The following is a 23,171-nucleotide window of genomic DNA, read 5'->3' as shown; positions in this document are numbered from 1 at the left end:
TTTAATTATAATTACATGCAGCCAACAGTTAATACACTTTCTATAATAGTACCAGCTTATAATGAAGCACAAACCATTGCTTTAATTTTAAATAAAATTAAAGACGTAACACTAATAAGTGGTATTGAAAAGGAAATTATAATAGTCAACGATTGCAGTAGTGATAAAACTGTACAAGCCATAGAAACTTATGCAAAAGCTCATCCAGAAATAAATATAAAGTTGTTTGAGCAAGATAAAAATTATGGCAAAGGTGCCGCATTGCATCGCGGTATAAAAGAAGCGACAGGAGATGTTATAATTATACAGGATGCCGATTTAGAATATGACCCTAACGAATATAACAGACTATTGCAGCCCATAGTAGATGGCTTTGCAGATGTTGTATATGGTAGCCGTTTTAAAGGCGGGAATCCACACCGTATTTTGTTTTTTTGGCATAGTTTGGGTAATAAATTTTTAACATTTTTAAGTAATATGATGACCAATATGAATTTTACAGATATGGAAACCTGTTATAAAATGTTTAAATCTGAACATATTAAATCATTAACATTAAAAGAAAAACGCTTTGGTTTTGAGCCTGAGGTTACGGCTAAAATATCGCGAATTAAAAATATTCGCGCTTATGAAGTAGGGATAAGCTATTACGGAAGAACTTATGAAGAAGGCAAGAAAATAGGATGGAAAGATGGAGTAAGAGCTATTTATTGTATAATTAAGTATAAAGTTTTTAAATAGTAAATGCTTTTTAATTCTTTTATATTTCTTGTCTTTTTTACTATTGTATTTATTTTTTATTGGTTTCCGTTAAAGAATAAAACTAAAGCTCAAAATGTATTTGTTTTATTAGCGAGTTATATATTTTACGGTTGGTGGGATTGGCGCTTTTTAGGATTAATTATTTTAAGTACTATAATAGATTATGTAATTGGAAACCAATTAGTAAAATACAAAAGTATCAATAAAAGAAAATGTTTACTTACTATAAGTATTGCATTTAATTTAGGTTTACTTTGCTATTTTAAATACGCTAATTTTTTTATTGAGAATTGGATATCTGCATGGGAAAGTTTTGGAATAAGTTCTAATGCATCATCACTTAATATAATACTTCCAGTTGGTATTTCATTTTACACATTTCAGACTATGAGTTATACTATTGATGTTTATAGAGGAAAATTAAAGCCAACCCATTCAATAGTAAATTTTGCAGCGTTTGTCGCATTTTTTCCGCAACTAGTTGCTGGTCCTATTGAGCGCGCTTCTCATTTATTACCACAGTTTAGTATAAAACGAAAATTTGATTATGATTATGCAGTTTCTGGTTTATATTTAATTATTTGGGGATTCTTTAAAAAAGTAGTTATAGCTGATACATGTGCAACTTATGTAAATACAATATTCGATAATTACGAAAATATGAATACGCTTAGCCTTTTACTTGGTGCTGTGTATTTTGCTTTTCAAATTTATGGTGATTTTTCTGGATATTCAGATATGGCTATTGGTCTTTCTAGAATTTTAGGATTTGATTTAAAACAAAATTTTAATAAACCTTATTTCGCTAGAAACATAGCAGAGTTCTGGAGACGATGGCATATATCTCTCTCAACTTGGTTTAGAGATTACTTATATATTCCGTTAGGAGGAAGTCAAGTATCTAATATACTTAAAATTAGAAATATATTTACAATTTTTTTAGTCAGTGGTTTTTGGCATGGTGCTAATTGGACATTCATTTTTTGGGGATTATTAAATGCCTTTTATTTTTTACCATCTATGTTACTTAAAACAAATCGAAAATATTTAGATAGTGCTTCAATACAATTTAACAAGAATGGTTTATTTCTTTTTTTTAATATAATTTCTACATTTTTATTAGTGAGTTTAGCATGGGTTTTTTTTAGAGCCAACACTATAAAAGAGGCTTTTATATATTTAAAACATTTGTTTAGCAACAATAATTACTCATTACAGTACTTGACAATTGAGCGTTATAATATAGAAGCTCTTATGTTATTATTTATTTTTGTTTTAATAGAGTGGTTTTCAAGAAGATTTGAATCTCCATTTGTAGGTAAGCTTAAAAAGTTTTATCTATTAGTAATTATTATATTGATAAGTACGTTAGGTGTCTATTCTAATCATTCAGATTTTATATATTTTCAATTTTAGATGAAAAAGTTTATAAAGTATATTGTATTAATATTTTTAGTAGTAATAGCTGTTTTGTTTATTCTAGACATTTGTTATACAAACGTCTATTTAAAAACTCAGCCTCGTAATAAAACACAGTATATATTAAGTTTAGATGAAAAAACTAATTTAGACTATGTTTTTTTAGGTAGTTCTAGAGTAGAGAATTTTATAATGCCTTCAATTATTAAAGAAGAAACCAATAAAGAAGCTATAAATTTAGGTACTCAAGGAGCAAATCTTGATGATGTTAATATTTTTTTAAGGCTTTTAATTGATCAACAAATAAAGATTGAGAGGTTATTTGTTCAAGTTGATTACATATACAATATTGAATCCAATTCAGATATTGTTCGTTCTCAAATTTTACCCTATTTAAGAAGCAATACTATAATTAATAACTATTTAAAAAGGACGGATTCTAATTATAATAAAAATTACTATATACCATTTTACAGGTATGCTACTAATGATTATAGAATTGGTTTTAGAGAATTTTTTGCTTCATTAATTAATAAAAAAAGTAAAATTGATTTTAGTGATGGATTCATTCCTCTATATAATTCAATTCAAATTAAAGAAAAACATAAAGCTAGTTTGCCTAAGCGAATTTTAGAAAGTAATGGTAGTTTAGTAGAAATAGATTCTTTGTGTACCGCTAACAATATTAATGTTACTTATTTTTGTGCACCATATTGTTCTGGATTGAAGCCTAATGGCTACCTTACAAAATTAGAGGAAAAGCTATCAGATTTTCACGACTTTTCAAGAGTAATAAAGGAAGATAGTTTGTTTGAAAATTGTGGACATGTCAATAAGAATGGAGCAAAAGTTTTTACAACACATTTTATAAGAACATTAGATTTATGAAAATAGCATTTTTAACGCCAGAATATCCACACGAGCGTATTGGACATTCTGGAGGTATTGGCACCAGTATAAAGCACCTTGCAACTGCATTACATGCGTTGGGACATGCTGTGACCTTGTTGGTTTATGGTCAAGATGAAGATGCTTGCTTTACAGCAGAAGGTCTTACGTATTATAAAATTAAAAATCCCAAATTAAAAGGCTTGTCGTGGTATTTGACACGAAAAAAAATACAAAAGCTAATTAATAATTTACATGATAAAGGAAAAGTAGATCTAGTTGAGGCACCAGATTGGACAGGAATAGCTTCGTTTATTAACGTTAAATGCCCAATAGTTATTAGAGAAAATGGCAGTGATACTTATTTTTGCCATTTAGACCAAAGACCTGTAAAGGCTATTAATCGTTTTCATGAGAAGCAAGCCTTAAAACAAGTTGATGGTATTATTGCAGTAAGTGCATTTACCGGTAGATTAACAAATCAATTGTTTAAATTAAATCGCCCGTTTACTGTAATTCCAAATGCTATAACATTAGACGATTTTAAACCCAAAAGAATACATTTAGCACAGGATACTAAAACTATATTGTATTTTGGAACATTAATTAGAAAAAAAGGACTTTTAGAACTGCCAAAAATATTTAATATTGTCCATGAGCAGTATCCAGATGTCACTTTGCTTTTAGTAGGTAAAGATAGTGGAGATATTAAAACACAATCGCCTTCAACTTGGGAATTAATGAAACCCTTATTTTCAAAATCAGCATTAAATAAAGTAGATTACATAGGAGTGATTCCTTATACTAAAATGAGGGCGCAAATAGAGCAAGCCAGCTTATGTGTGTTTCCTACTTTTGCAGAAGCTTTACCTGTATCTTGGTTAGAAGCCATGGCTTTAAAAAAGCCCATTGTAGCCTCAAATATAGGATGGGCCAAAGAGATTATTGATGATGGTGTAAATGGTTTTTTAGAACATCCAACTGCGCATAGCGCTTATGCAAATAAAATTATAAAATTATTAGAAGACCAAACACTAAGTGAAGCGTTCTCTCAAGCTGCAAGAATGGTTGTTGAAAAACGTTTTAGTTCTAAAGTTGTAGCAGCGCAAAGTGTGACATTCTACAATCAATTTATTAAGTAATATATGTCAATAAATTTTAAAACATTTAAAGCCACAAACGGAAGTGTTATTTTATATGTTGGTCATCCAAACTTACAGTTACTTGATACGTTAGCTAAAGGCGAAGGCGATATATGGCATAGCAGTTTAGATCAAGGTTATAAAAACATGTTTCCAGATATTGTATTCCAAACTGCCACATACTTTTGGTATGGTAATGATTTTGATGATTTAGATTATTGTGTTAGTTGGCGTTTAAACCCTAATTGTTTTGCTGTTAGAAAATCTGTTTGGGAAACCTTAGGCGGATTTGATACAGATTATATTAATACTACTACAGCAGCCTTAGATTTTGCTTTTAATGGATTACGTTATCAAGGCGCAGTACCATTGCATGTAAAGGGACTATTTCCTGCCATAGTAGAAAATATTGCTATTCCTAAAAAGGATATTTATACTTTTTATTTTAAAAGTTTTAAGCGAGCTCAAGCTTTATATATGTTGCTTAGGCAAGGATTATGGAAGTTGACAGAAGTTAAAGCTTATATGTATGGCAAACAATTTAAATTTAAAGCTAAAACAAAAGTGGTATCGCCAAGACCACTTAAAAGTATTCAAGGACAGCCAACGGTAAGTTATATTATACCCACGATGTTGCGTCAAGATTTTACCTTGAATTTATTAAATGATTTAGAGCATCAAACATATAAACCAACGGAGGTTGTTGTTGTTGACGCTACACCAGAAGATAAACGAGACCTTACCCTATACAACTCTAAAAATTATTCTTTTAAAGTTACTTTTAAATGGCAAACCTCTAAAGGTAGTTGTCGTGCCCGTAATGAAGCGATAGCTTTATGTACAGGCGATTATATAATATTTGGAGACGATGATATACGTATACCACCAATATTTATAGAAAATCATATAAAATTATTGCAGACTTATAATGCAGAAGCTTGTAACGGATTAGATATTAGGGCAGATAACCAACAGCAAACTTTAAAGGATTTAGCTATTAAATTAAAAGCTTTTGATAAAAAACGTTGGAAAGTAGGCGCAGCACAATCATTTAGTAATGCAAACTCCTGCGTTTCAAAACGTGTTGTTGATGTATTAGTAGGTAACGATATTAATTATGATGGTGGTTATGGAGAAGATAGCGATTTTGGTATGTCTATAGCCAAATTAGGTGTTACTGTTTTGCACAATCCATTTGCTGCAAATTTACATTTAAAACCACCGGTTGGAGGTTATCGTTTTTGGGGATCTCAAGCCAAGGTAAAAGGAAAGCAAAGAAAGCCGCAACCTTGGGAACTTGATAGTCCAGTTAAAGATATTGTACCCAAACCTAGTCCAACTATTATGTATCAATTGCATAAACATTTTACAGCAAGACAACGAAAAGAATATAAAATTAAGTATTTTGTTTTTTATTTTACAAAAGCTAAAATAATGGAGTGGCCAATAAAACTAGTTAAATTGCCAAAACGTTTGCAACAGTATAAAAAATCGGTTTTTTATGCAAAAAAACTAATGGCTTTAGGTAAACGTACTAAATGATATTATGTTTTTTTCTTTAATAATTTGTACATACATGCGGCCAAAACCACTTTTGCAATTGCTAGAGTCGGTACAACAACAAACTTTATATCCTAGCGAGATAATAATTGTTGATGGTTCTACAGACGATGCTACTTCTTTGTTATTGAAGACTCATTTATTTGAAAACTTGAAATATTATAAAGTTGATGAAACCGAAAGAGGCTTAACCAAACAGCGTAATTTTGGAATAAATAAGGTAAGATCAACATCAGAAATTATATGTTTTTTAGATGATGATATTGTGCTTGAAACCCACTACTTTGAAGCACTAATAGCTACTTATAAAATGAAACCAGAAGCTTTGGCGGTTGGTGGTTATATAACTAACGAAGTTGATTGGCAAAAAGAAGCAGAAACAGGTGAAGCTTCCAATTTTTATTACGATGGTTGGCAACGTGTTGAGCCTTTACGTTTTAAAATACGAAAACGAGTAGGTTTGTTGCCCGATGCAGCACCTGGTTATATGCCTACTTTTTCTCATGGACGCTCGGTAAGTTTTTTGCCACCATCAGGAAAAATATATGCAGTAGAACAAATTATGGGCGGTGTATCGTCCTATAAAAAAGCCGTTTTTAAAACATTATCTTTTTCAACTTATTTTCAAGGTTATGGTTTATATGAAGATGCAGATTTTAGTTTACGTATTGCCAAATTAGGTAAGCTATATATAAATACAAATGCTAAATTAGCGCATTATCATGATGCTTCTGGTCGGCCAAATAGATTTAAATATGGTAAAATGGTCGTTAGAAACGGTTGGTATGTTTGGCGCGTAAAATATGCGAATCCTAAAATAAAAGCACGTGTAAAATGGCACGCCACCGCACTTTTGTTAATTAAATTAAGGTTTTTGAATATAATAAGTACACCAAATAAAAAGGAAGCATTTACAGAAAGTTTAGGAAGGCTAGCTGGTTGGTTTTCATTATTTTTTAATGCACCAAAACACAACTAATGCATTTTTTAATTATATCTCATGCACTACACAAAACGACTCAAAATGAGTTGTATAGTTATGCACCTTATGTTCGTGAAATGAATTTATGGTTAAAATATGTAGATACCGTTACTGTGGTTGCACCAGTTACCAAAGAGGCATTAACAGCTATAGATCTATCGTATAAACATAATAATTTAAATTTAAAGCGTATACCACGTTTAAACTTTACCAATGTATCACACGGTTTTAAATCTGTATTTAAACTTCCTTATATTTTAATAGTTCTTTTTAAAGCTTGTTTACAAGCAGACCATATTCACTTACGATGTCCAGGTAATATTGGATTGTTAGGCTGTTTGGTTCAAGTTTTTTTTCCAAATAAAATAAAAACAGCCAAGTATGCTGGTAATTGGGATCCTAAAGCCAGTCAACCCTTAAGCTATCGCATTCAAAAGCGAATATTATCCAATACCTTTTGGACCAAAAACATGACTGTTTTGGTGTATGGCGCATGGAAAAATCAAACTAAAAATATACAATCGTTCTTTACGGCAACATTTAAAGATTCGGAAAAAGAAAACGTTCCAGAAAGAAATTATAAAAACACATTGCATTTTATTTTTGTAGGCAGTTTAGTAAAAGGAAAACGCCCATTATTAGCCATTCAGATTTTAGAAGATTTATATAAACAACATTATAATGTAACTTTAAATTTATATGGTGATGGTGTTTTAAGTACAGGTTTAAAAAGATATGTTACAAAACATAATCTAGAACATATTATAACGTTTCATGGCAATCAAAAAAAAGAAGTAATAGAAAGGGCAATAAAAAGCTCGCATTTTTCAATTTTGCCATCACAATCTGAAGGCTGGCCAAAAGCTATTGCAGAAGCTATGTTTTTTGGTTGTATTCCTATTGTAACAAAAATCTCATGCGTGCCATATATGTTAGATTATGGTAACAGAGGTATTTTAATTGAGCCCGATGTGCATCAAGCTGTTTCTGAAATAAAAACTGTTTTAAACAACGAATCTCATTTAAAACAAATGTCTAATAGCGCATTAAAATGGTCGCAAACTTTTACCTTAGATGCATTTGAAACAGAAATTTCTAAATTATTAAAATCGTCATAGTTGAAAGTATTACAATTAATAGATTCTTTGGAAGCAGGAGGCGCCGAACGTATGGCGATCTCTATAGCAAACAGCTTGGTAGGTGTTGTAACGCAGTCCTATTTATGTACTACGCGAGCAGAGGGTTTATTAAAAGACCATATAAGTAATGCTGTTTCTTATTTGTATTTAGAAAAGCAATCGACATTTGATATTGTAGCTATAAAACGACTTGATACTTTTGTAAAAACAGAAGAAATTACTATTATTCACGCGCACTCAAGCTCTTATTTTTTAGCAACACTAATTAAAATTTTAAATAAAAAGGTTCGCATTGTATGGCATGATCATTATGGTAATAGAGCAGCATCAGCTTATTTTAAAATTGAAGTATTAAAATATTGTTCAAAATATTTTTCTCATATTATTTGTGTAAACAAAAATTTGGTAGGTTGGTCTCAAAAAAAACTTAAATGTAAACAGGTGAGTTATTTGCCGAATTTTGTTAAAGAAGCTAAACAATTAAATAAGACAAAATTGTTTGGAGTTAATGGAAAGCGTATTGTTTGTTTAGCTAATTTAAGACCAGACAAAGATATATTAAATGCTATAGATGCCTTTACTATAGTTTTACAAAGTAATCCAGATTGGACATTGCATTTAGTAGGTAAAACTTTTAATGATGATTATTCACAATTGATAAGGGATCGTATTTTAACATTAAATTTAAGCGAGCAGGTGTTTTTGTATGGCAGTGTGCCAGACAGTTTACATGTACTACAGCAAAGTAGTATTGGTATATTATCTTCAAAATCTGAAGGTTTACCAGTAGCGCTTTTAGAATATGGTTTAGCAGGTTTACCAGTAGTTGTAACAGATGTAGGTGATTGTGCATCGGTTATTTTAGATGGTGCATTAGGTATGCTGGTACCCTCGAAAAACAAGAAATCATTAGCTAACGCTATACTGTTTTATATTAATAATCCTAAGATGAGTACAAGTATAGCCTCTAAATTTAATAAACATATATTAGAAAACTTTTCAGCAACAAATACTGTAGATGAGTTACTACTAATTTATAATTTAAGTTTAAAATAACTGTGGGTTTTTTAAAAGACATAAAACTAATTTCTCTACATGTAATACTAGCGTTAGCTATTTATTTCTTGCCCGTTTTATCTAATGTATATCTTATTGGTATTTTTGTGTATTTTTTATTTAAAATAATAAAATCTACAACACAAGAGCGTACATTACAAATATTATTGGCTTGTGGTTATGTTATAGGTGCTGAGGTTTTTATACGAATGACTGGCGGTAGTATTCTATATGAAGCTTCAAAGTATATGGTTATTTTCTTTTCTGTAGTAGGTATTGTAAGTACAAGAATTTCTCAAAAAAGTTTTGTTTATGTACTATTTATATTACTTCTAGTTCCCGGTATTTTTGTTGCTGGTTTTAATATAGGCAGTGACACGGTAATACGAAAAGCAATTGCCTTTAATTTAAGTGGCCCTTTTTGTTTGGGTGTCGCTTCTATATTTTGTTATAAGAAATCTATTAGCTTTGACAACTTTAAAACGCTATTGTATTATATCGCATTACCATTAATTACAACAACTACTTATTTATTTGTGTTTAATCCTAGTGTAAGAGCTGTTATAAGTGGTACGGGATCTAATTTTGATACCTCAGGAGGCTTTGGTCCTAATCAAGTAGCAACAGTTTTGGGCTTAGGGATGTTTGTTTTAACCGTAAGGTTTTTCTCTAAAGCGCCTTATAAAATATTTAAAATAGTAAACATCGTATTGTTAGCGCTAATGTCTTTTAGAGCTATTGTAACTTTTAGTCGAGGTGGCGTTTTTGTGGCTATAATAATGATTGTTTTTTTTATTTTAATGTATTTTAAAAAATCTAATAGTAAAAACAGAAAGCGCATTACTTTTTTAACAGGTTTGTTTGTTGTGCTAGGCTTATCGATATGGGCTATTTCATCTATAGAAACCGATGGGTTTATAGATAAGCGTTATAATAATGAAGATGCTTTGGGCCGAGAAAAAGAGGATATTTCTACAGGACGAACAGCACTATTATCATTAGAGCTTAATGCCTTTTTAGAAAACCCAATCTTTGGAATAGGCGTAGGGAAATCTAAAGAATATCGGTTAGAGAAAACAGGTGTTTTAGCGGCTTCACATAATGAAATGAGTCGCATATTATCTGAACACGGAATATTTGGCTTGATCGCCTTTAGTATTTTATTTATAACACCACTGGTTCAAAGAATAAGAAACAAATCTAACCTCTTTTTCTATTCTTTTTTCCTATTTTGGTTTTTAACAATTAATCATTCGTCCATGAGAATTGCAGCACCAGCATTTATTTATAGCTTATGTTTGCTCTCTATTAGATATGAAAAACCTTTTATACATAGGCAACAAATTGTCGCAAAACGGTAAAACGGTAACTACTATAGAAACGTTAAGTCACTTGCTAAAACAGGATGGTTTTAAGGTAAAGGCCGTTTCTACTAAACAAAATAAGTGGCTACGTTTACTAGATATGCTTAGTAGTATAGTACTGCAAGTGAGATGGGCAGATTATGTTTTAATAGATACTTACAGTACTCAAAATTTTTGTTATGCTTATTTATGCTCACAACTTTGTAGGCTATTAAACTTAAACTATTTGCCAATACTTCATGGCGGCAATTTACCAAAGCGGTTAGAGGATAATCCTAAATTAAGTCGTGCTATTTTTAAGCATGCCTATGTAAATATTGCGCCATCTGCCTATACCGAAGTTGCATTTAAAGCTAAAGGATTTGATAATGTAAAATGCATTCCTAATAGTATTGAAATTAATAATTATGCTTTTATTAATAGAGCTATTGAAAGCGTAAATCTGTTGTGGGTACGATCGTTTTCAAAATTATATAATCCCAAATTGGCAGTAGATATATTACATGCATTGCAAAACAATAAAATAGATAGCTCGCTTTGTATGGTTGGCCCAGATAACGATGGAAGTTTATTAGCAACTAAACACTATGCAGCTTCTTTAGGATTAGACGTTACGTTTACTGGAAAATTGTCTAAAAAAGAATGGATTGCACGCTCTAAAAATTATAATGTTTTTATAAATACTACTAATTTTGATAATATGCCTATTAGCGTAATAGAAGCTATGGCATTAGGATTGCCAATAGTCTCTACTAATGTAGGCGGATTACCCTATTTTTTAACACACAATTACAACGCTCTTTTAGTAGCACCTAATGAAAGCAAATTATTTGTAAACCAAATTATAACATTATTAAATGATGAGGCTAAAAAAACAACGCTTATTACCAATGCTAGGCACGCGGCTTCACAATACGCATGGCAAAGTGTTAAAAAACTTTGGAAAGCCACATTAGTTTAAAAAACAATAAACTTATTATCTTTACACAGACCTTACAACCCATTCATGACCAAAAGTAGTATACACTTTGAAATATCTGAACGAAAAGTTCTACTGCGTATATTCGATATTATTTCAGTAGGTATTGCTCTGTATGCTTTTAGTTATTTTACAGATTTTGATTATTTTAAAATAGACGAGTATCACTGGCGTTGGCTCATTATATTGGTTGTTTATATTTTAGGATTCGGTACTATTTTTGAGCTTTATGATCTAAAAAAAGCCAGTAAAATAGAGTCTATAACAAGTTCTATTCTTCTAACAACTTCTACTACAGTTTTGGTATATTTATTAACACCATTTTTTACACCAACACTACCAGATAACAGAATACAAATCCTTTACTTTTTTCTTGCTATTTTCCTGCCGCTTCTTCTATGGCGATTTGCTTATATTACATTAATAGCGTCTCCTAGATTTTATAAACGCGCATTACTTATTGGAGAAATTTCTAATATTGAAAGTCTTGTTGAAGCTTTTAAAAATGCCGATGAAAATTATCAGGTTATAGGTTTTATAAATTGTGAAGACTCAAAACCAGAAGATATAAAGTATAGTGGGATTAAAGCGTATAAGCCTAACGAGATATATGATATTATCGCTAAAGAAAATATTTCTGAGATCGTTATATCAAGTTATGATTCTGAAAGAATTTTACCTTCTATTTATGCAGATTTAATTTCCTTATTAGAACGAGGTTTTCCTATAAGAGAACATACTCAAGTGTATGAAGATATGTCTCACCGTGTACCCGTACAATTTGTAGGTAAAGACTTCTATAAATATTTTCCGTTTAGTAGAAACAATAAAAACAAGCTCTATCTCGCCTATAGAAGAATTTTTGATGTTGTTTTTTCTGTTATAGGATTAGTTTTTACTTTAGTTATACTGCCATTTATATTGTTAGGTAATATTTTAGGCAACCGAGGACCGCTTTTTTATAATCAAGAACGTATAGGAAAAAATGGCGTAGCTTTTAAAATTTATAAGTTTAGAAGCATGATTGTTAATGCCGAAACCAACGGTGCTGTTTGGGCATCAAAAAACGATAACAGAATAACAGCTTTTGGCCGTTTTTTAAGGACTTCACGTATAGATGAGTTGCCACAGTTAATAAATATTATAAAAGGAGATATGAGTATTATAGGTCCAAGACCGGAACGTCCAATTTTTGTTAAAGAGTTGTCTCAAGTTATACCTTTTTATAATACTAGACATATTGTTAAGCCTGGTTTAACAGGATGGGCACAAGTAAAGGCAAGGTATGGTTCTAGCGTGGATGATAGTATGGAAAAACTACAGTATGATTTGTATTATATTAAACATCGTAGTTTTTTAATGGATTTTAATATTATTATTAAAACGTTGAGTACTGTTATATTTTTTAGAGGACAGTAGGTAGTGAGTAGTGAGGTAGTGAGGCGTGAGGTAGTGAGGCGTGAGGTAGTGAGGTGTGAGGTAGTGAGGTAGTGAGGTAGTGAGGAGTGAGGTAGTGAGGAGTGAGGAGTGAGGAGTGAGGAGTGAGGTAGTGAGGTAGTGAGGAGTGAGGAGTGAGGTAGTGAGGTAGTGAGGTAGTGAGGTAGTGAGGTAGTGAGGTAGTGAGGAGTGAGAATGTTATTGGAGAATGGTTAAAAGGTGATTTTTATGATGTTTCTTGTTGTTTATAATAGCGTATTAAGTAAACATACCTTATAAATAACGCAATTATAACAGGAAGTAAAGTAGGAGCAAAGCGTTGTACACCAATTATCCAATGTAAAGACATTAAGCAGAGCATAATAATTAATAACTTTAAATAACCAATATACCAGCGTTTAGGAACTGCTTTTAGTGCTTGTAAAAAAGCAATAATCCCAATTGGGAATGCCCAAAGTAAATTGTAATTATTTTGAGTAGCGGTATGGTTTGTTGCAAACCACAATAGCATAAGTAAAACACCTGTAATTCCTGTTATTAAATGTATTGAAACATCAAGTGTTTTATTTCTTTTAGCATTTTTATAATCTCTGTAGGTAAGCCAAAGTATTAGAAGCGCAATAAGGCTTAGCACAAAAAACGGACGCAATAAAAAAGAGCCTGTTTCTTTTTTGTTTTTAGATTGGTATAGTACTTTAGATTGTTTTACAACAGGTGTATTAGTTTTTTTAAAACTTGCTAATTGGTAAAAGTTAAAAATATTTTCTGGTAAAAACATGTACTCACGCGGACTTGCTTTTTGGTCTATAATAGAACCTAAGGCAAGATCGATACCAAGGCTTCCCCAACTGTTTCTATTTAAATTATTTTGAATAAGCGTTCTAAATGTTTCCTGAGAATAATTTTCTGGATTACTATAAGTGATGTTTCCGTTTATATTTTCTTCTAAAACATCACGAATTTTAGTAGCACAATTATCATAAAAAAAGTCGTATAAATAGGCTTGATTTTCAGGTTTGTTATTGTTTATTAAATAACTCCAGAGTTTTTGTTTTTCAGCTTTATTTATATTTAATACTTGTTCTTTTATAGTTCTGTCTTGGCTTTCGTAAAACGCAATAACATCACTACTTCGGGCTTTTCCCATTAAATATTTTAGCTTTCCTTGAGCGAAGTTTAAATAAAAATTTGGGTCTTTAAAATTATAACGTCCGTAATCATAAATCACATCTGTATATTCATTTTTCACTCTAAAACCATTGTGACCAAAAGCATCGTTTAACAAGTTTCCTTGGCCAATAGTTATAATGCTAATTTGAGTGTTCTCAGTAATTACCGGTGTTTGTGAAAACGAAAAAAAACTTAAAAATAAAGTGGTTACTAGAAGAAGTTGTTTCATAATTTTTTAGAATACTATCTAAAGATACTGAAATCTAATTTTACAGAAAACACATTAGAATACAAGGCAACACTTTGGTCGCCAATGTCTGTAAATGCATAATCTACTTGTATGCCTTTGTATTTAAACCCTAAACCTAAACTTGGTTGAAAGCTTAAATTCTCGGTAATATTATCTATTTGTAATTCGTTTTGAAAATTTCCAACACCACCGCGTAAATAAATCATGTTAATATAACCAAATTCGAAGCCAAAGGCAGGATTAATACTTGCAAAACTGGTAGAAATAATGTCGTTATTTTCTTCAAAACGTACATTTAAATCTAATTCTGCGCGGAGCGAATAGTCGTAATGAAAGACATAGCTTTTAGAAACACCAATTTGTAATTTTGGTATTGTAATTTCTGTGCTTTCGGGTAATTCTTGATTTTGACCTTCAACAGCGTTTCTAACACGTTCAAAGGCTTCCTCGTCATAACTCCAAGCATTAAATGTTGTTGTTATGTCTCGTGCCATAATACCAAATTTCCAATTGTTTTTCGTTTCAAATTGTATAGCGGCATCTAAACCAAAACCCCAAGAATTGGCAAAATCTCCAATTATGCGGCGTATAACTTTAGCGTTAACACCATAACTAAAACCTTGAACTGGTAAGCGTCTAGAATAGGAAACTGTAACACCATAATCTGCAGTAGAGAATAGGCTAATACGGTCGTAATTTACATTACCTTCATCATCAATTAATTGTGTGGTGTCTAAAATATCATCTACAGCAAAACGAATAACCGAAATTCCCAAGGCACTTCGATCATCCATAGGTTTAGCAAAAGCGATATAATCGTAATTAGCGATATTTGCAAAATAACTAGAATGCATTAAAGCAATTTGGCTATCTTCTAAATTTACTAATCCTGCTGGATTCCAGTATCCTGAATTAACATCGTTACTATTTGCTACAACAGCATTACTCATGCCTAAAGCTGCTGCGTCTACACCAATATTCATGAACTCGTTAGAATATTTAGTCTGGCTAAATAGCGAAAGTGACACTATAGAAAAAACAAGTGTAAGTAGTTGTTTCAATTGCAATTTTTTTACAAAGATGGTATAATTTTTCTATTTACTCAAAACAAATAGTTCTCTGGGTTTTTAGTGCTTATAATTTTATATTAATAAAGCAATAAAAGAAAGTAATAAAAGCATGAATTTATTCGTTTTGCTATAGATTAAACTTTAATTTAAAAACTATATTGTATGTATCGTATTTCTAATTTGAAATACTTTGTTATTTTTACAAAAAACTAGCCAATGCAGATTAAAAATTTTATTCCAAATTTAGTTACACTATTAAACTTGTTATGCGGAAGCATTGCTGTTTTATTTGCTGTAAATAACCACTTTGTTACAGCTGCATTGTTTGTGTTTTTAGGTATCTTTTTTGATTTTTTTGATGGTTTGTTAGCAAGAAAACTTAATGCGCAAAGCGCCATTGGTTTACAGTTAGACTCATTGGCAGATATGGTAACTAGTGGTTTAGTACCAGGAATAATACTTTATAAATTAATAGCATTAGCAGTAGATGCGCCAGCAATGACAGCGTCTAGCGAATGGACACCTTATTGGTCTGGGTTTTCTATGGCTTGGATACCAATTATAGGTTTGTTTGTAACATTAGCATCTGCTTACAGGTTAGCTAAATTTAATGTAGACGAAGAGCAACAAACTTTTTTTAAGGGTTTGCCAACACCAGCAAATACTTTGCTAATTATGTCTTTACCATTAATTTTAGAATTTCAAAATAACGACGCCATTAATGCTATAATTTTAAATGCTTGGTTTTTAATAGCATTAACACTTTTAAGTTGTTATTTACTTAACTCTAATATTAAATTGTTTGCTTTAAAATTTAAAGACTTTAGTTTTAAAAATAACGCAATGCGTTACATTTTTATACTTTTAAGTTTAGTATTATTAATAGTACTTCACTTTGCAGCAATACCAATAATTATATTACTTTATATTATACTTTCTTTAATTCAAAATAACCAAAACTAATGGCCGAAATTATTTTTACACTTATTATGCTTGTAGCCTTACAAGCTGTTTTAGGATTTGATAACCTTTTATACATTTCTTTAGAGTCTAAAAAGGCACCTATTGATGCACAAAAAGGTGTGCGTAAAAAAGGGATTTTAATCGCCATTGTTTTAAGAATTGTACTGCTTTTTGTTTTGGTAAGAATTATTGGTTTTTTTCAAGAACCTTTTTCATGGTTAACTGGTGGTATTGAAGATGTTGTAAAATTTGCGTTTAATGGACATAGTTTAATTGTATTAGCAGGTGGTGCTTTTATTATATATACTGCTATTAAAGAAATTTGGCACATGATTTCTTTAAAAGATTTAAGTCATGATGTTGAAGGTGATTCTAAAAGAACAAAATCTGCAAATGCTGTAATTACAAGCATTGTAATTATGAATTTAGTGTTCTCTTTCGATTCTATTTTAGCAGCCATTGGTTTAACAAGTGAAATAGAAAATGCAACTACTGCATTTATTGTTATGGCCATTGCTATTGTAGCTAGTGGATTATTAATGCTGCTTATGGCAGATAAAATATCTGTATTCTTAGCTAAAAATAGAATGTACGAAGTACTTGGATTATTTATACTATTTATAGTAGGTATCATGCTTATTACCGAAGGCGGACATTTAGCACATTTAAAACTGTTTGGAGAAGAAATTGTACCAATGAGTAAAACAACATTTTATTTTGTAATTGCTATACTTGTAGTTATTGATATTGTACAAGGACGTTACCAGAAGAAATTACTTAGTGAGAGTGAGCGTATAGCAAAGCAAGGCAATATTGAAAAGTAAGCTATTTCTTAAAATTTATATTTTGTTATTTGTTCTAGAGCTTACTATTGGCTTTCTAGATGTTTATTTTTATGCAAATTCTATACAGTTAGGAAGTATAAAGCTATCTGGTTTAACAAGGATTATAATAACGATTATAAGTTTGCCTGTAAGTTTTATTAGTAGAGATTTACCATTTTATGCAAACAGTTTTATTAGCAGTTTAATGTATACCTGTATTAATGTGTTTTTACACAGTTTGGTTGTTTTTAGTGTTATAGTGGCTTTTAAAAACGCTAAAAATCAATCTTAGTTTTACGCAGTTCGAAGTTTTGTCCTAAATAAACTTTACGTACCATTTCATCGGCAGCTAAATCTTCAGGAATACCAGCTTTTAAAATACCACCTTCAAACATTAAGTAAGTTCTATCTGTAATAGCTAATGTTTCTTGTACGTTATGATCGGTAATAAGAATACCAATATTTTTTTTCGCCAAGCGTGCAATAATACGCTGGATGTCTTCTACCGCAACAGGATCTACACCGGCAAAAGGTTCATCTAATAAAATAAAATTTGGGTCTGTGGCTAAAGCACGAGCAATTTCAGTTCTTCTACGTTCTCCACCAGATAATAAATCGCCACGGCTTTTACGTATGTGTCCTAAACTAAATTCTTCTATAAGCGATTCCATTTTATGTAATTGCTCTTTTTTACTTAGCTTAGTTAATTGTAAAACACTTAATATATTGTCTTCTATACTTAATTTTCTAAAAACAGAAGCTTCTTGCGCTAAGTACCCAATGCCGCTTTGTGCACGTTTATACATTGGGTATTTAGTAATATTTGTACCTTCTAAATGTATGCTTCCGCCGTTAGGTTTAATTAAACCAACAATCATGTAAAAAGAAGTGGTTTTTCCGGCACCATTTGGTCCTAATAAACCAACAATTTCTCCAGTATTAACTTCAAGAGAAACGTCTTTTACAACTTTTCGTCCGCCATAGGACTTCATTAAATGTTCGGCTTTTAATTTCATAATTAAGTATTATGTGTTAAAAATAGTAAACTATAAATAAATGTAATCTGGTTTAGCTAAAATTTAACTTTGGTATTTAGTTATTAGTTTGTTCTAAAGCATCCCAATATTCGTAAGCTCTACGTAAATGAGGTATTACAATTGTACCACCTATAAGCATTGCAATACTTAGGGTTTCTACTACTTTCTCTTTAGAAATATTGTTTTTGTAACAGGCTTCTAAATGGTATTTTACACAGTCGTCACACCTTAAAACCATTGAGGCTACCAAGCCTAATAATTCTTTAGTTGCAACATCTAGAGCACCTTCTGCGAAAGCGTTAGTATCTAGATTAAAAATGCGTTTTATAATTTTATTATTACCTGCTAAAATTTTATCGTTCATCTTAGAACGATAATCGTTGAATTCGTTAACTAACTCTGACATCTTTTGTTTCTTTCTTTTTCTGTTTATTTACAACTATCCTTGAAATGTAAATGCTTACTTGATAAAGGATAAGTATAGGTATAGCCACAATAATTTGACTTGCAATATCTGGTGGCGTTATTATAGCAGAAAGAATAAGCACTAAAACAAGTGCAAACTTTCTATATTTTTTTAAAATTTCTGGTGTTACTAAACCAACTTTGGTTAAGAAGAATATTACTATAGGAAGCTCGAATACAAAACCAGCTGCTAAAGACGAAGACCTAATTAGTGAAATGTATGAGCTAATGTCTATTTCGTTTAAAATTTCGGCACTAACATTATAGTTTGCTAAAAAGTTAATAGATAAAGGTATAATTATAAAATATCCAAAGAGTACACCAATAAAGAAAAGTATAGACGATATAATTATAAAACCTCTAGAGCTTTTGCGTTCGTTGTCTTTCATTCCTGGACTTACAAAGTGCCATAATTGGTAGATAATATATGGGAAAGCTAGAATGAATCCAGAGTAAACCGATGTCCAAATATGTGCCGAAAATTGTCCGGCCATAGTTCTATTTTGAATAATAAAAGGAAACTCTGCTTGACAAAAAGTAGTGTCGTTAATGCCAAAAAAGTTAGATAAATTACAAAGCCATTGGTATGTAGGAAACGACATTTTTTTTGGCCACATAATAATGTTGTCAAAAATAAAAGTACCAAAAATAAAAGCAACAGTACCACAAAGTACTATAGCAATAAATATTCTAATTAAATGCCATCTTAAATCCTCAAGATGATCAAGAAAAGACATTTCGTTTACATGTTTACTTGCCATTATAAAATGCCTTCTTTAATTAAATTATGAATGTGTACTACACCAGCATATTTACCATCATGCTCAACCAATAATTGAGAAATGCCATTACTTTCCATAATTTCCATAGCATCTACAGCCATAGCATCTTCTGCAATACGCTTTGGGTTATTACTCATAATATCTTTTGCTGTAAGCTTAGAAAAATCATCAACTTTTGTAAGCATGCGTCTTAAATCACCATCTGTAATAATACCTACAATATTGTTGTTTTCTACAACAGCAGTAACACCAAGCATACTTTCAGAGATTTGAATAATAACTTGTTTTACGTTTGTATCTGGAGCTACTTGAGGTTTACTATTAACAGAAGATAAATCTTGAACTCTTAAATATAATTTTTTACCTAAAGCGCCGCCAGGATGATATTTAGCAAAATCTTTACTAGAAAATCCACGAAGTTCAAGTAAACAAACTGCTAAAGCATCACCAATTACCAGTTGTGCTGTTGTGCTGGTAGTAGGCGCTAAATTATTTGGGCAAGCTTCTTTTTGTACAAAAGCATTTAAAACATAATCTGCTTGTTGCCCTAAAAAAGATGTTTTATTACCAGTTATTGCAATCATTTTGTTTTTTGCGTTCTTAATTAAAGGAACTAATACTTTAATTTCAGGTGTATTTCCACTTTTAGAAATACAAATAACAACGTCGTCTTCCAATATTAAACCTAAATCACCATGAATAGCATCTGCCGCATGCATAAAAACTGCAGGAGTACCTGTAGAATTTAATGTTGCAACAATTTTTGTAGCAATAATGGCACTTTTACCAATACCGGTAATTATTACACGACCTTTAGAATTGTATATAAGTTCCACAGCATCAGCGAAATCGTTGTCAATTAAGCTAATTAAATTGTTAATAGATTCGCTTTCTAAAGTGATGGTTTCTTTAGCTAATTTTATAATAGATTCTTTAGTATTCAAAATTTATCATTTTTTTGGTAGTCTCGTTTTAAAAAGATTTGTTATCTTTAAATATTGTGCAAATGACTTGATTAGGTAATTTTAATGCTGATGCAAATTTAGCGAAAAATTAAGAGCTAGATTAACTTGTTCTTAAAAAAAGAAATTACAATTTGTTGATTAAATTTTTAAGTCATTTAGAAAAGAAAATGTGTAAATAACTAATCCCTTAGATTAATAGTGAAGAGTGAAATTCAAGCTGCGCTAAAAAAACATTTTGGATTTAGCGAATTCAAAGGTTTACAGGAAAAAGTAATTGAGAGTATTTTAGATAAAAAAAATACTTTCGTTATCATGCCAACAGGTGGTGGCAAATCGTTATGCTACCAATTACCAGCCTTAATGCAAGAAGGTACAGCAATAGTTGTATCTCCTTTAATAGCATTAATGAAAAATCAAGTTGATGCTATTCGTGGCGTTTCAGACGAGCACGGTATTGCGCATGTACTTAATTCATCCTTAAACAAAACAGAAGTTAAACAGGTAAAGGAAGACATTACAAATGGTATTACCAAGTTGTTGTATGTGGCACCAGAATCCTTAACAAAAGAAGAAAATGTTGAATTTTTACGTGGTGTAAAAATATCATTCATGGCAGTAGACGAAGCGCACTGTATTAGTGAATGGGGACATGACTTTAGGCCAGAATACCGTAACCTGAGAACCATAATACAACGTATTGGCGATAATATACCTATTATAGGTTTAACAGCAACTGCAACACCAAAGGTTCAAGAAGATATACTTAAAAATCTTCGTATGACAGATGCTAAAACTTTTAAAGCCTCTTTTAATAGGCCTAATTTATATTATGAAGTACGCCCAAAAACAAAAACGGTAGATAGTGATATTATAAGGTTTGTAAAACAAAATTCAGGTAAAACAGGCATAGTTTACTGTTTAAGCCGTAAACGTGTAGAAGAGTTAGCACAAGTTTTACAAGTAAACGGTATAAAAGCCGTACCATATCATGCCGGATTAGATGCAAAAACTAGAGCTAAACACCAAGATATGTTTTTAATGGAAGACATAGATGTTGTTGTAGCTACTATAGCATTTGGTATGGGTATAGACAAACCAGATGTAAGGTTTGTAATACATCACGATATACCAAAAAGTATAGAAAGCTATTACCAGGAAACTGGTCGTGCAGGTAGAGATGGTGGCGAAGGCCATTGTTTAGCTTACTACTCTTATAAAGATATTGAGAAATTAGAAAAATTCATGTCTGGTAAACCTGTAGCCGAACAAGAAATTGGTCATGCTTTATTACAAGAAGTAGTAGCATTTTGTGAAACTTCTATGTCGCGAAGAAAATTTATACTTCATTATTTTGGAGAAGAATTTGATACCGAAACAGGCGATGGTGGCGATATGGATGATAATATGCGTCATCCAAAAAAACAAAGTGAAGCTAAAGATGAAGCCAAGTTAGTAATAGAAACAGTAAAATTAACTAACGAAAAATATAAGTCTAAAGATTTAGTAAGTGTTATTACCGGTAAACCAAATGCCATGATAACCTCACATAAGACAGATGCACAACCGTTTTTTGGAAACGGAAAACATCATCCAAAATCTTTCTGGATGGCATTATTACGTCAAGTAATAGTTGCTGGGTATTTAAAAAAGGATATTGAAACTTATGGTGTAGTAAAAATTACAGAAAAAGGGAAAGCCTTTTTAGAAAGTCCAATATCTTTTATGATGACCGAGGATCATACATACGATGAAAATCATGATGATCATATTATTACAGCAGAAAAAGGTGGTGGAGCAGTAGTAGACGATACTTTAATGAAAATGCTTAAAGATTTACGAAAAAAGAATGCTAAAAAATTAGGTGTTCCTCCTTTTGTGATTTTTCAAGACCCATCATTAGAAGACATGGCTTTAAAATATCCTGTATCTATAGCAGAGTTAAGCAATGTTCATGGAGTTGGAGAAGGTAAAGCAAAAAAATACGGAAAAGATTTTGTTGCTTTAATAGATAAGTATGTTGAAGAAAATGATATTGATAGACCAGATGATTTTATAGTAAAATCTACCGGTACTAATTCTAGTTTAAAGCTATACATTATTCAAAATGTAGATAGAAAATTACCGTTAACAGATATTTCTTCTGCCAAAGGCATGGAAATGGGTGATTTTATTAAAGAAATGGAAGCCATTGTTTATTCTGGTACCAAACTAAACATAAATTATTGGATTGATGATTTATTAGATGAAGACCAACAAGAAGAATTACACGATTACTTTATGGAGTCTGAAACCGATAAAATAGACGTTGCAATAGACGAGTTTGATGGCGATTATGATGATGAAGAACTTAGGCTATACCGCATAAAGTTTATTAGCGAAGTCGCTAACTAAATATAAGTATATTAACTTTTATTGGTGTTTGCTTCAAACTTAGAAAATACTATGTTTTCTTTTTTTGTAGTAAACACCAATTCTTTTATAGTACTTCTAGATATTTTTTCTACAGCGTCTTTTTCTATTTCAAAATCTACATTAGTTACGTAACCCTTAAACCTATCGGCAGGTTCCGATTCAAACTCATCCATATCAGATTTTAAATTTAAAGTATAATTATCACCAACAATTTTAAGTGTAGCACCCGTTTTAGTTTTTACTTTTAGCTTTCCTATAATATAAGTTTGCACATAATAGTAACCACCTAATTCACTGTACCCAACATAAATAAGATTTTGTTTAGATGTACCTAATGGCGCATCTTTACTAAATTCTAAAATACTATTAATATAATTTAAATCTTCAGTCGTATTATTTTCTGTTTTCGTGTTACCAAAAAGCTTATTTATAAATCCCATAGTTTGTTTTAAAATAGGTTCAAATCTAATAAATATAAAACAAAAGAATAAAAAAACTCCTTAGT

21 protein-coding genes are annotated in these 23,171 nt (G+C 31.0%); 14 read left to right on the top strand and 7 right to left on the bottom strand.

The annotated features are described in order from the left end of the window. Positions 1–15: 15 nt before the first annotated feature. From LACAL_RS00595 to LACAL_RS00545, 11 genes are read left to right on the top strand one after another with little or no spacing between them, the layout of a single operon-like run. Positions 16–741: a glycosyltransferase family 2 protein gene (locus LACAL_RS00595; RefSeq protein WP_013868747.1), complete on the top strand. Its 726-nt coding sequence runs from the start codon at positions 16–18 to the stop codon at positions 739–741. A 3-nt stretch (positions 742–744) separates the two neighbouring features. Next, complete coding sequence (locus LACAL_RS00590) at positions 745–2,178, top strand: MBOAT family protein (RefSeq protein WP_013868746.1); 1,434 nt, start codon at positions 745–747, stop codon at positions 2,176–2,178. Further along, on the top strand, positions 2,179–3,069 hold the full coding sequence (locus LACAL_RS00585) for a hypothetical protein (RefSeq protein WP_013868745.1): 891 nt from the start codon (positions 2,179–2,181) through the stop codon (positions 3,067–3,069). After that, positions 3,066–4,211 carry a glycosyltransferase family 4 protein gene (locus LACAL_RS00580; RefSeq protein ID WP_013868744.1) on the top strand — a complete coding sequence of 382 codons (1,146 nt, stop codon included), beginning with the start codon at positions 3,066–3,068 and terminating at the stop codon, positions 4,209–4,211. Before LACAL_RS00585 ends, LACAL_RS00580 begins: the two co-directional genes overlap by 4 nt. Positions 4,212–4,214: 3 nt before the next feature. Further along, a complete protein-coding gene (locus LACAL_RS00575; RefSeq protein WP_013868743.1) occupies positions 4,215–5,753 on the top strand; it encodes a glycosyltransferase family 2 protein in 1,539 nt (512 codons plus the stop codon). 4 nt (positions 5,754–5,757) lie between these two features. Beyond that, positions 5,758–6,750, top strand: coding sequence for a glycosyltransferase family 2 protein (locus tag LACAL_RS00570; protein ID WP_013868742.1), 993 nt, complete (start codon positions 5,758–5,760; stop codon positions 6,748–6,750). Continuing rightward, a complete protein-coding gene (locus LACAL_RS00565) occupies positions 6,750–7,871 on the top strand; it encodes a glycosyltransferase (RefSeq protein WP_013868741.1) in 1,122 nt (373 codons plus the stop codon). Before LACAL_RS00570 ends, LACAL_RS00565 begins: the two co-directional genes overlap by 1 nt. Beyond that, entirely contained in the window at positions 7,872–8,948 is a 1,077-nt protein-coding gene (locus tag LACAL_RS00560) for a glycosyltransferase (RefSeq protein ID WP_013868740.1), read from the top strand. It abuts the gene before it with no gap. Between the two features lie 2 nt (positions 8,949–8,950). After that, positions 8,951–10,309: an O-antigen ligase gene (locus LACAL_RS00555; RefSeq protein ID WP_013868739.1), complete on the top strand. Its 1,359-nt coding sequence runs from the start codon at positions 8,951–8,953 to the stop codon at positions 10,307–10,309. After that, on the top strand, positions 10,263–11,273 hold the full coding sequence (locus LACAL_RS00550; protein ID WP_013868738.1) for a glycosyltransferase family 4 protein: 1,011 nt from the start codon (positions 10,263–10,265) through the stop codon (positions 11,271–11,273). Before LACAL_RS00555 ends, LACAL_RS00550 begins: the two co-directional genes overlap by 47 nt. Before the next feature lie 45 nt (positions 11,274–11,318). Further along, positions 11,319–12,710: a sugar transferase gene (locus LACAL_RS00545; RefSeq protein WP_013868737.1), complete on the top strand. Its 1,392-nt coding sequence runs from the start codon at positions 11,319–11,321 to the stop codon at positions 12,708–12,710. 244 nt (positions 12,711–12,954) lie between these two features. Here LACAL_RS00545 and LACAL_RS00540 read toward each other — a convergent pair whose 3' ends face one another. Together LACAL_RS00540 and LACAL_RS00535 are read right to left on the bottom strand one after the other, a co-directional pair. Further along, positions 12,955–14,127, bottom strand: a complete 1,173-nt coding sequence (locus LACAL_RS00540; RefSeq protein ID WP_013868736.1) for a DUF4105 domain-containing protein — start codon at positions 14,125–14,127, stop codon at positions 12,955–12,957. 14 nt (positions 14,128–14,141) lie between these two features. Next, positions 14,142–15,209: a PorV/PorQ family protein gene (locus LACAL_RS00535; RefSeq protein ID WP_237700998.1), complete on the bottom strand. Its 1,068-nt coding sequence runs from the start codon at positions 15,207–15,209 to the stop codon at positions 14,142–14,144. A 225-nt stretch (positions 15,210–15,434) separates the two neighbouring features. On the opposite strand from LACAL_RS00535, the gene LACAL_RS00530 reads away from it, so the two are divergent. Both LACAL_RS00530 and LACAL_RS00525 read left to right on the top strand, forming a co-directional pair. Next, positions 15,435–16,181, top strand: coding sequence for a phosphatidylcholine/phosphatidylserine synthase (locus LACAL_RS00530; RefSeq protein WP_013868734.1), 747 nt, complete (start codon positions 15,435–15,437; stop codon positions 16,179–16,181). Next, positions 16,181–17,005: a TerC family protein gene (locus LACAL_RS00525; protein ID WP_013868733.1), complete on the top strand. Its 825-nt coding sequence runs from the start codon at positions 16,181–16,183 to the stop codon at positions 17,003–17,005. Before LACAL_RS00530 ends, LACAL_RS00525 begins: the two co-directional genes overlap by 1 nt. A 275-nt stretch (positions 17,006–17,280) precedes the next feature. Here LACAL_RS00525 and lptB read toward each other — a convergent pair whose 3' ends face one another. The 4 genes from lptB to LACAL_RS00500 form a co-directional block, all read right to left on the bottom strand. Beyond that, positions 17,281–18,021 carry an LPS export ABC transporter ATP-binding protein gene (gene lptB, locus LACAL_RS00515; RefSeq protein ID WP_013868732.1) on the bottom strand — a complete coding sequence of 247 codons (741 nt, stop codon included), beginning with the start codon at positions 18,019–18,021 and terminating at the stop codon, positions 17,281–17,283. A gap of 76 nt (positions 18,022–18,097) precedes the next feature. Then, entirely contained in the window at positions 18,098–18,448 is a 351-nt protein-coding gene (locus tag LACAL_RS00510; RefSeq protein WP_013868731.1) for a carboxymuconolactone decarboxylase family protein, read from the bottom strand. Beyond that, the gene (gene tatC / locus LACAL_RS00505; protein ID WP_013868730.1) at positions 18,432–19,268 is read right to left on the bottom strand and encodes a twin-arginine translocase subunit TatC; all 837 of its coding nucleotides are present in this window, start codon (positions 19,266–19,268) and stop codon (positions 18,432–18,434) included. The genes LACAL_RS00510 and tatC overlap by 17 nt, the downstream gene beginning before the upstream one ends. Next, positions 19,268–20,233 carry an SIS domain-containing protein gene (locus tag LACAL_RS00500; protein ID WP_013868729.1) on the bottom strand — a complete coding sequence of 322 codons (966 nt, stop codon included), beginning with the start codon at positions 20,231–20,233 and terminating at the stop codon, positions 19,268–19,270. The genes tatC and LACAL_RS00500 overlap by 1 nt, the downstream gene beginning before the upstream one ends. A gap of 219 nt (positions 20,234–20,452) precedes the next feature. On the opposite strand from LACAL_RS00500, the gene LACAL_RS00495 reads away from it, so the two are divergent. Further along, positions 20,453–22,645 carry an ATP-dependent DNA helicase RecQ gene (locus LACAL_RS00495; RefSeq protein ID WP_013868728.1) on the top strand — a complete coding sequence of 731 codons (2,193 nt, stop codon included), beginning with the start codon at positions 20,453–20,455 and terminating at the stop codon, positions 22,643–22,645. Between the two features lie 11 nt (positions 22,646–22,656). On the opposite strand, the gene LACAL_RS00490 is transcribed toward LACAL_RS00495, so the two are convergent. Next, positions 22,657–23,106 (bottom strand): hypothetical protein, encoded by a 450-nt coding sequence (locus tag LACAL_RS00490; RefSeq protein ID WP_013868727.1) that lies wholly within the window; start codon positions 23,104–23,106, stop codon positions 22,657–22,659. Positions 23,107–23,171: the final 65 nt, after the last annotated feature.

It is taken from the genome of Lacinutrix sp. 5H-3-7-4, assembly GCF_000211855.2.
GTDB lineage: Bacteria > Bacteroidota > Bacteroidia > Flavobacteriales > Flavobacteriaceae > Lacinutrix.
This window is presented reverse-complemented; position numbering and strand designations above follow the sequence as displayed.

Bases quoted from the DNA above. Each gene is read 5' to 3' on its own strand.
- LACAL_RS00595 (WP_013868747.1), top strand. From the start codon at position 16: ATGCAGCCAACAGTTAATACACTTTCTATAATAGTACCAGCTTATAAT.
- LACAL_RS00590 (WP_013868746.1), top strand. From the start codon at position 745: ATGCTTTTTAATTCTTTTATATTTCTTGTCTTTTTTACTATTGTATTT.
- LACAL_RS00585 (WP_013868745.1), top strand. From the start codon at position 2,179: ATGAAAAAGTTTATAAAGTATATTGTATTAATATTTTTAGTAGTAATA.
- LACAL_RS00580 (WP_013868744.1), top strand. From the start codon at position 3,066: ATGAAAATAGCATTTTTAACGCCAGAATATCCACACGAGCGTATTGGA.
- LACAL_RS00575 (WP_013868743.1), top strand. From the start codon at position 4,215: ATGTCAATAAATTTTAAAACATTTAAAGCCACAAACGGAAGTGTTATT.
- LACAL_RS00570 (WP_013868742.1), top strand. From the start codon at position 5,758: ATGTTTTTTTCTTTAATAATTTGTACATACATGCGGCCAAAACCACTT.
- LACAL_RS00565 (WP_013868741.1), top strand. From the start codon at position 6,750: ATGCATTTTTTAATTATATCTCATGCACTACACAAAACGACTCAAAAT.
- LACAL_RS00550 (WP_013868738.1), top strand. From the start codon at position 10,263: ATGAAAAACCTTTTATACATAGGCAACAAATTGTCGCAAAACGGTAAA.
- LACAL_RS00545 (WP_013868737.1), top strand. From the start codon at position 11,319: ATGACCAAAAGTAGTATACACTTTGAAATATCTGAACGAAAAGTTCTA.
- LACAL_RS00540 (WP_013868736.1), bottom strand. From the start codon at position 14,127: ATGAAACAACTTCTTCTAGTAACCACTTTATTTTTAAGTTTTTTTTCG.
- LACAL_RS00530 (WP_013868734.1), top strand. From the start codon at position 15,435: ATGCAGATTAAAAATTTTATTCCAAATTTAGTTACACTATTAAACTTG.
- LACAL_RS00525 (WP_013868733.1), top strand. From the start codon at position 16,181: ATGGCCGAAATTATTTTTACACTTATTATGCTTGTAGCCTTACAAGCT.
- lptB (WP_013868732.1), bottom strand. From the start codon at position 18,021: ATGAAATTAAAAGCCGAACATTTAATGAAGTCCTATGGCGGACGAAAA.
- LACAL_RS00510 (WP_013868731.1), bottom strand. From the start codon at position 18,448: ATGTCAGAGTTAGTTAACGAATTCAACGATTATCGTTCTAAGATGAAC.
- tatC (WP_013868730.1), bottom strand. From the start codon at position 19,268: ATGGCAAGTAAACATGTAAACGAAATGTCTTTTCTTGATCATCTTGAG.
- LACAL_RS00490 (WP_013868727.1), bottom strand. From the start codon at position 23,106: ATGGGATTTATAAATAAGCTTTTTGGTAACACGAAAACAGAAAATAAT.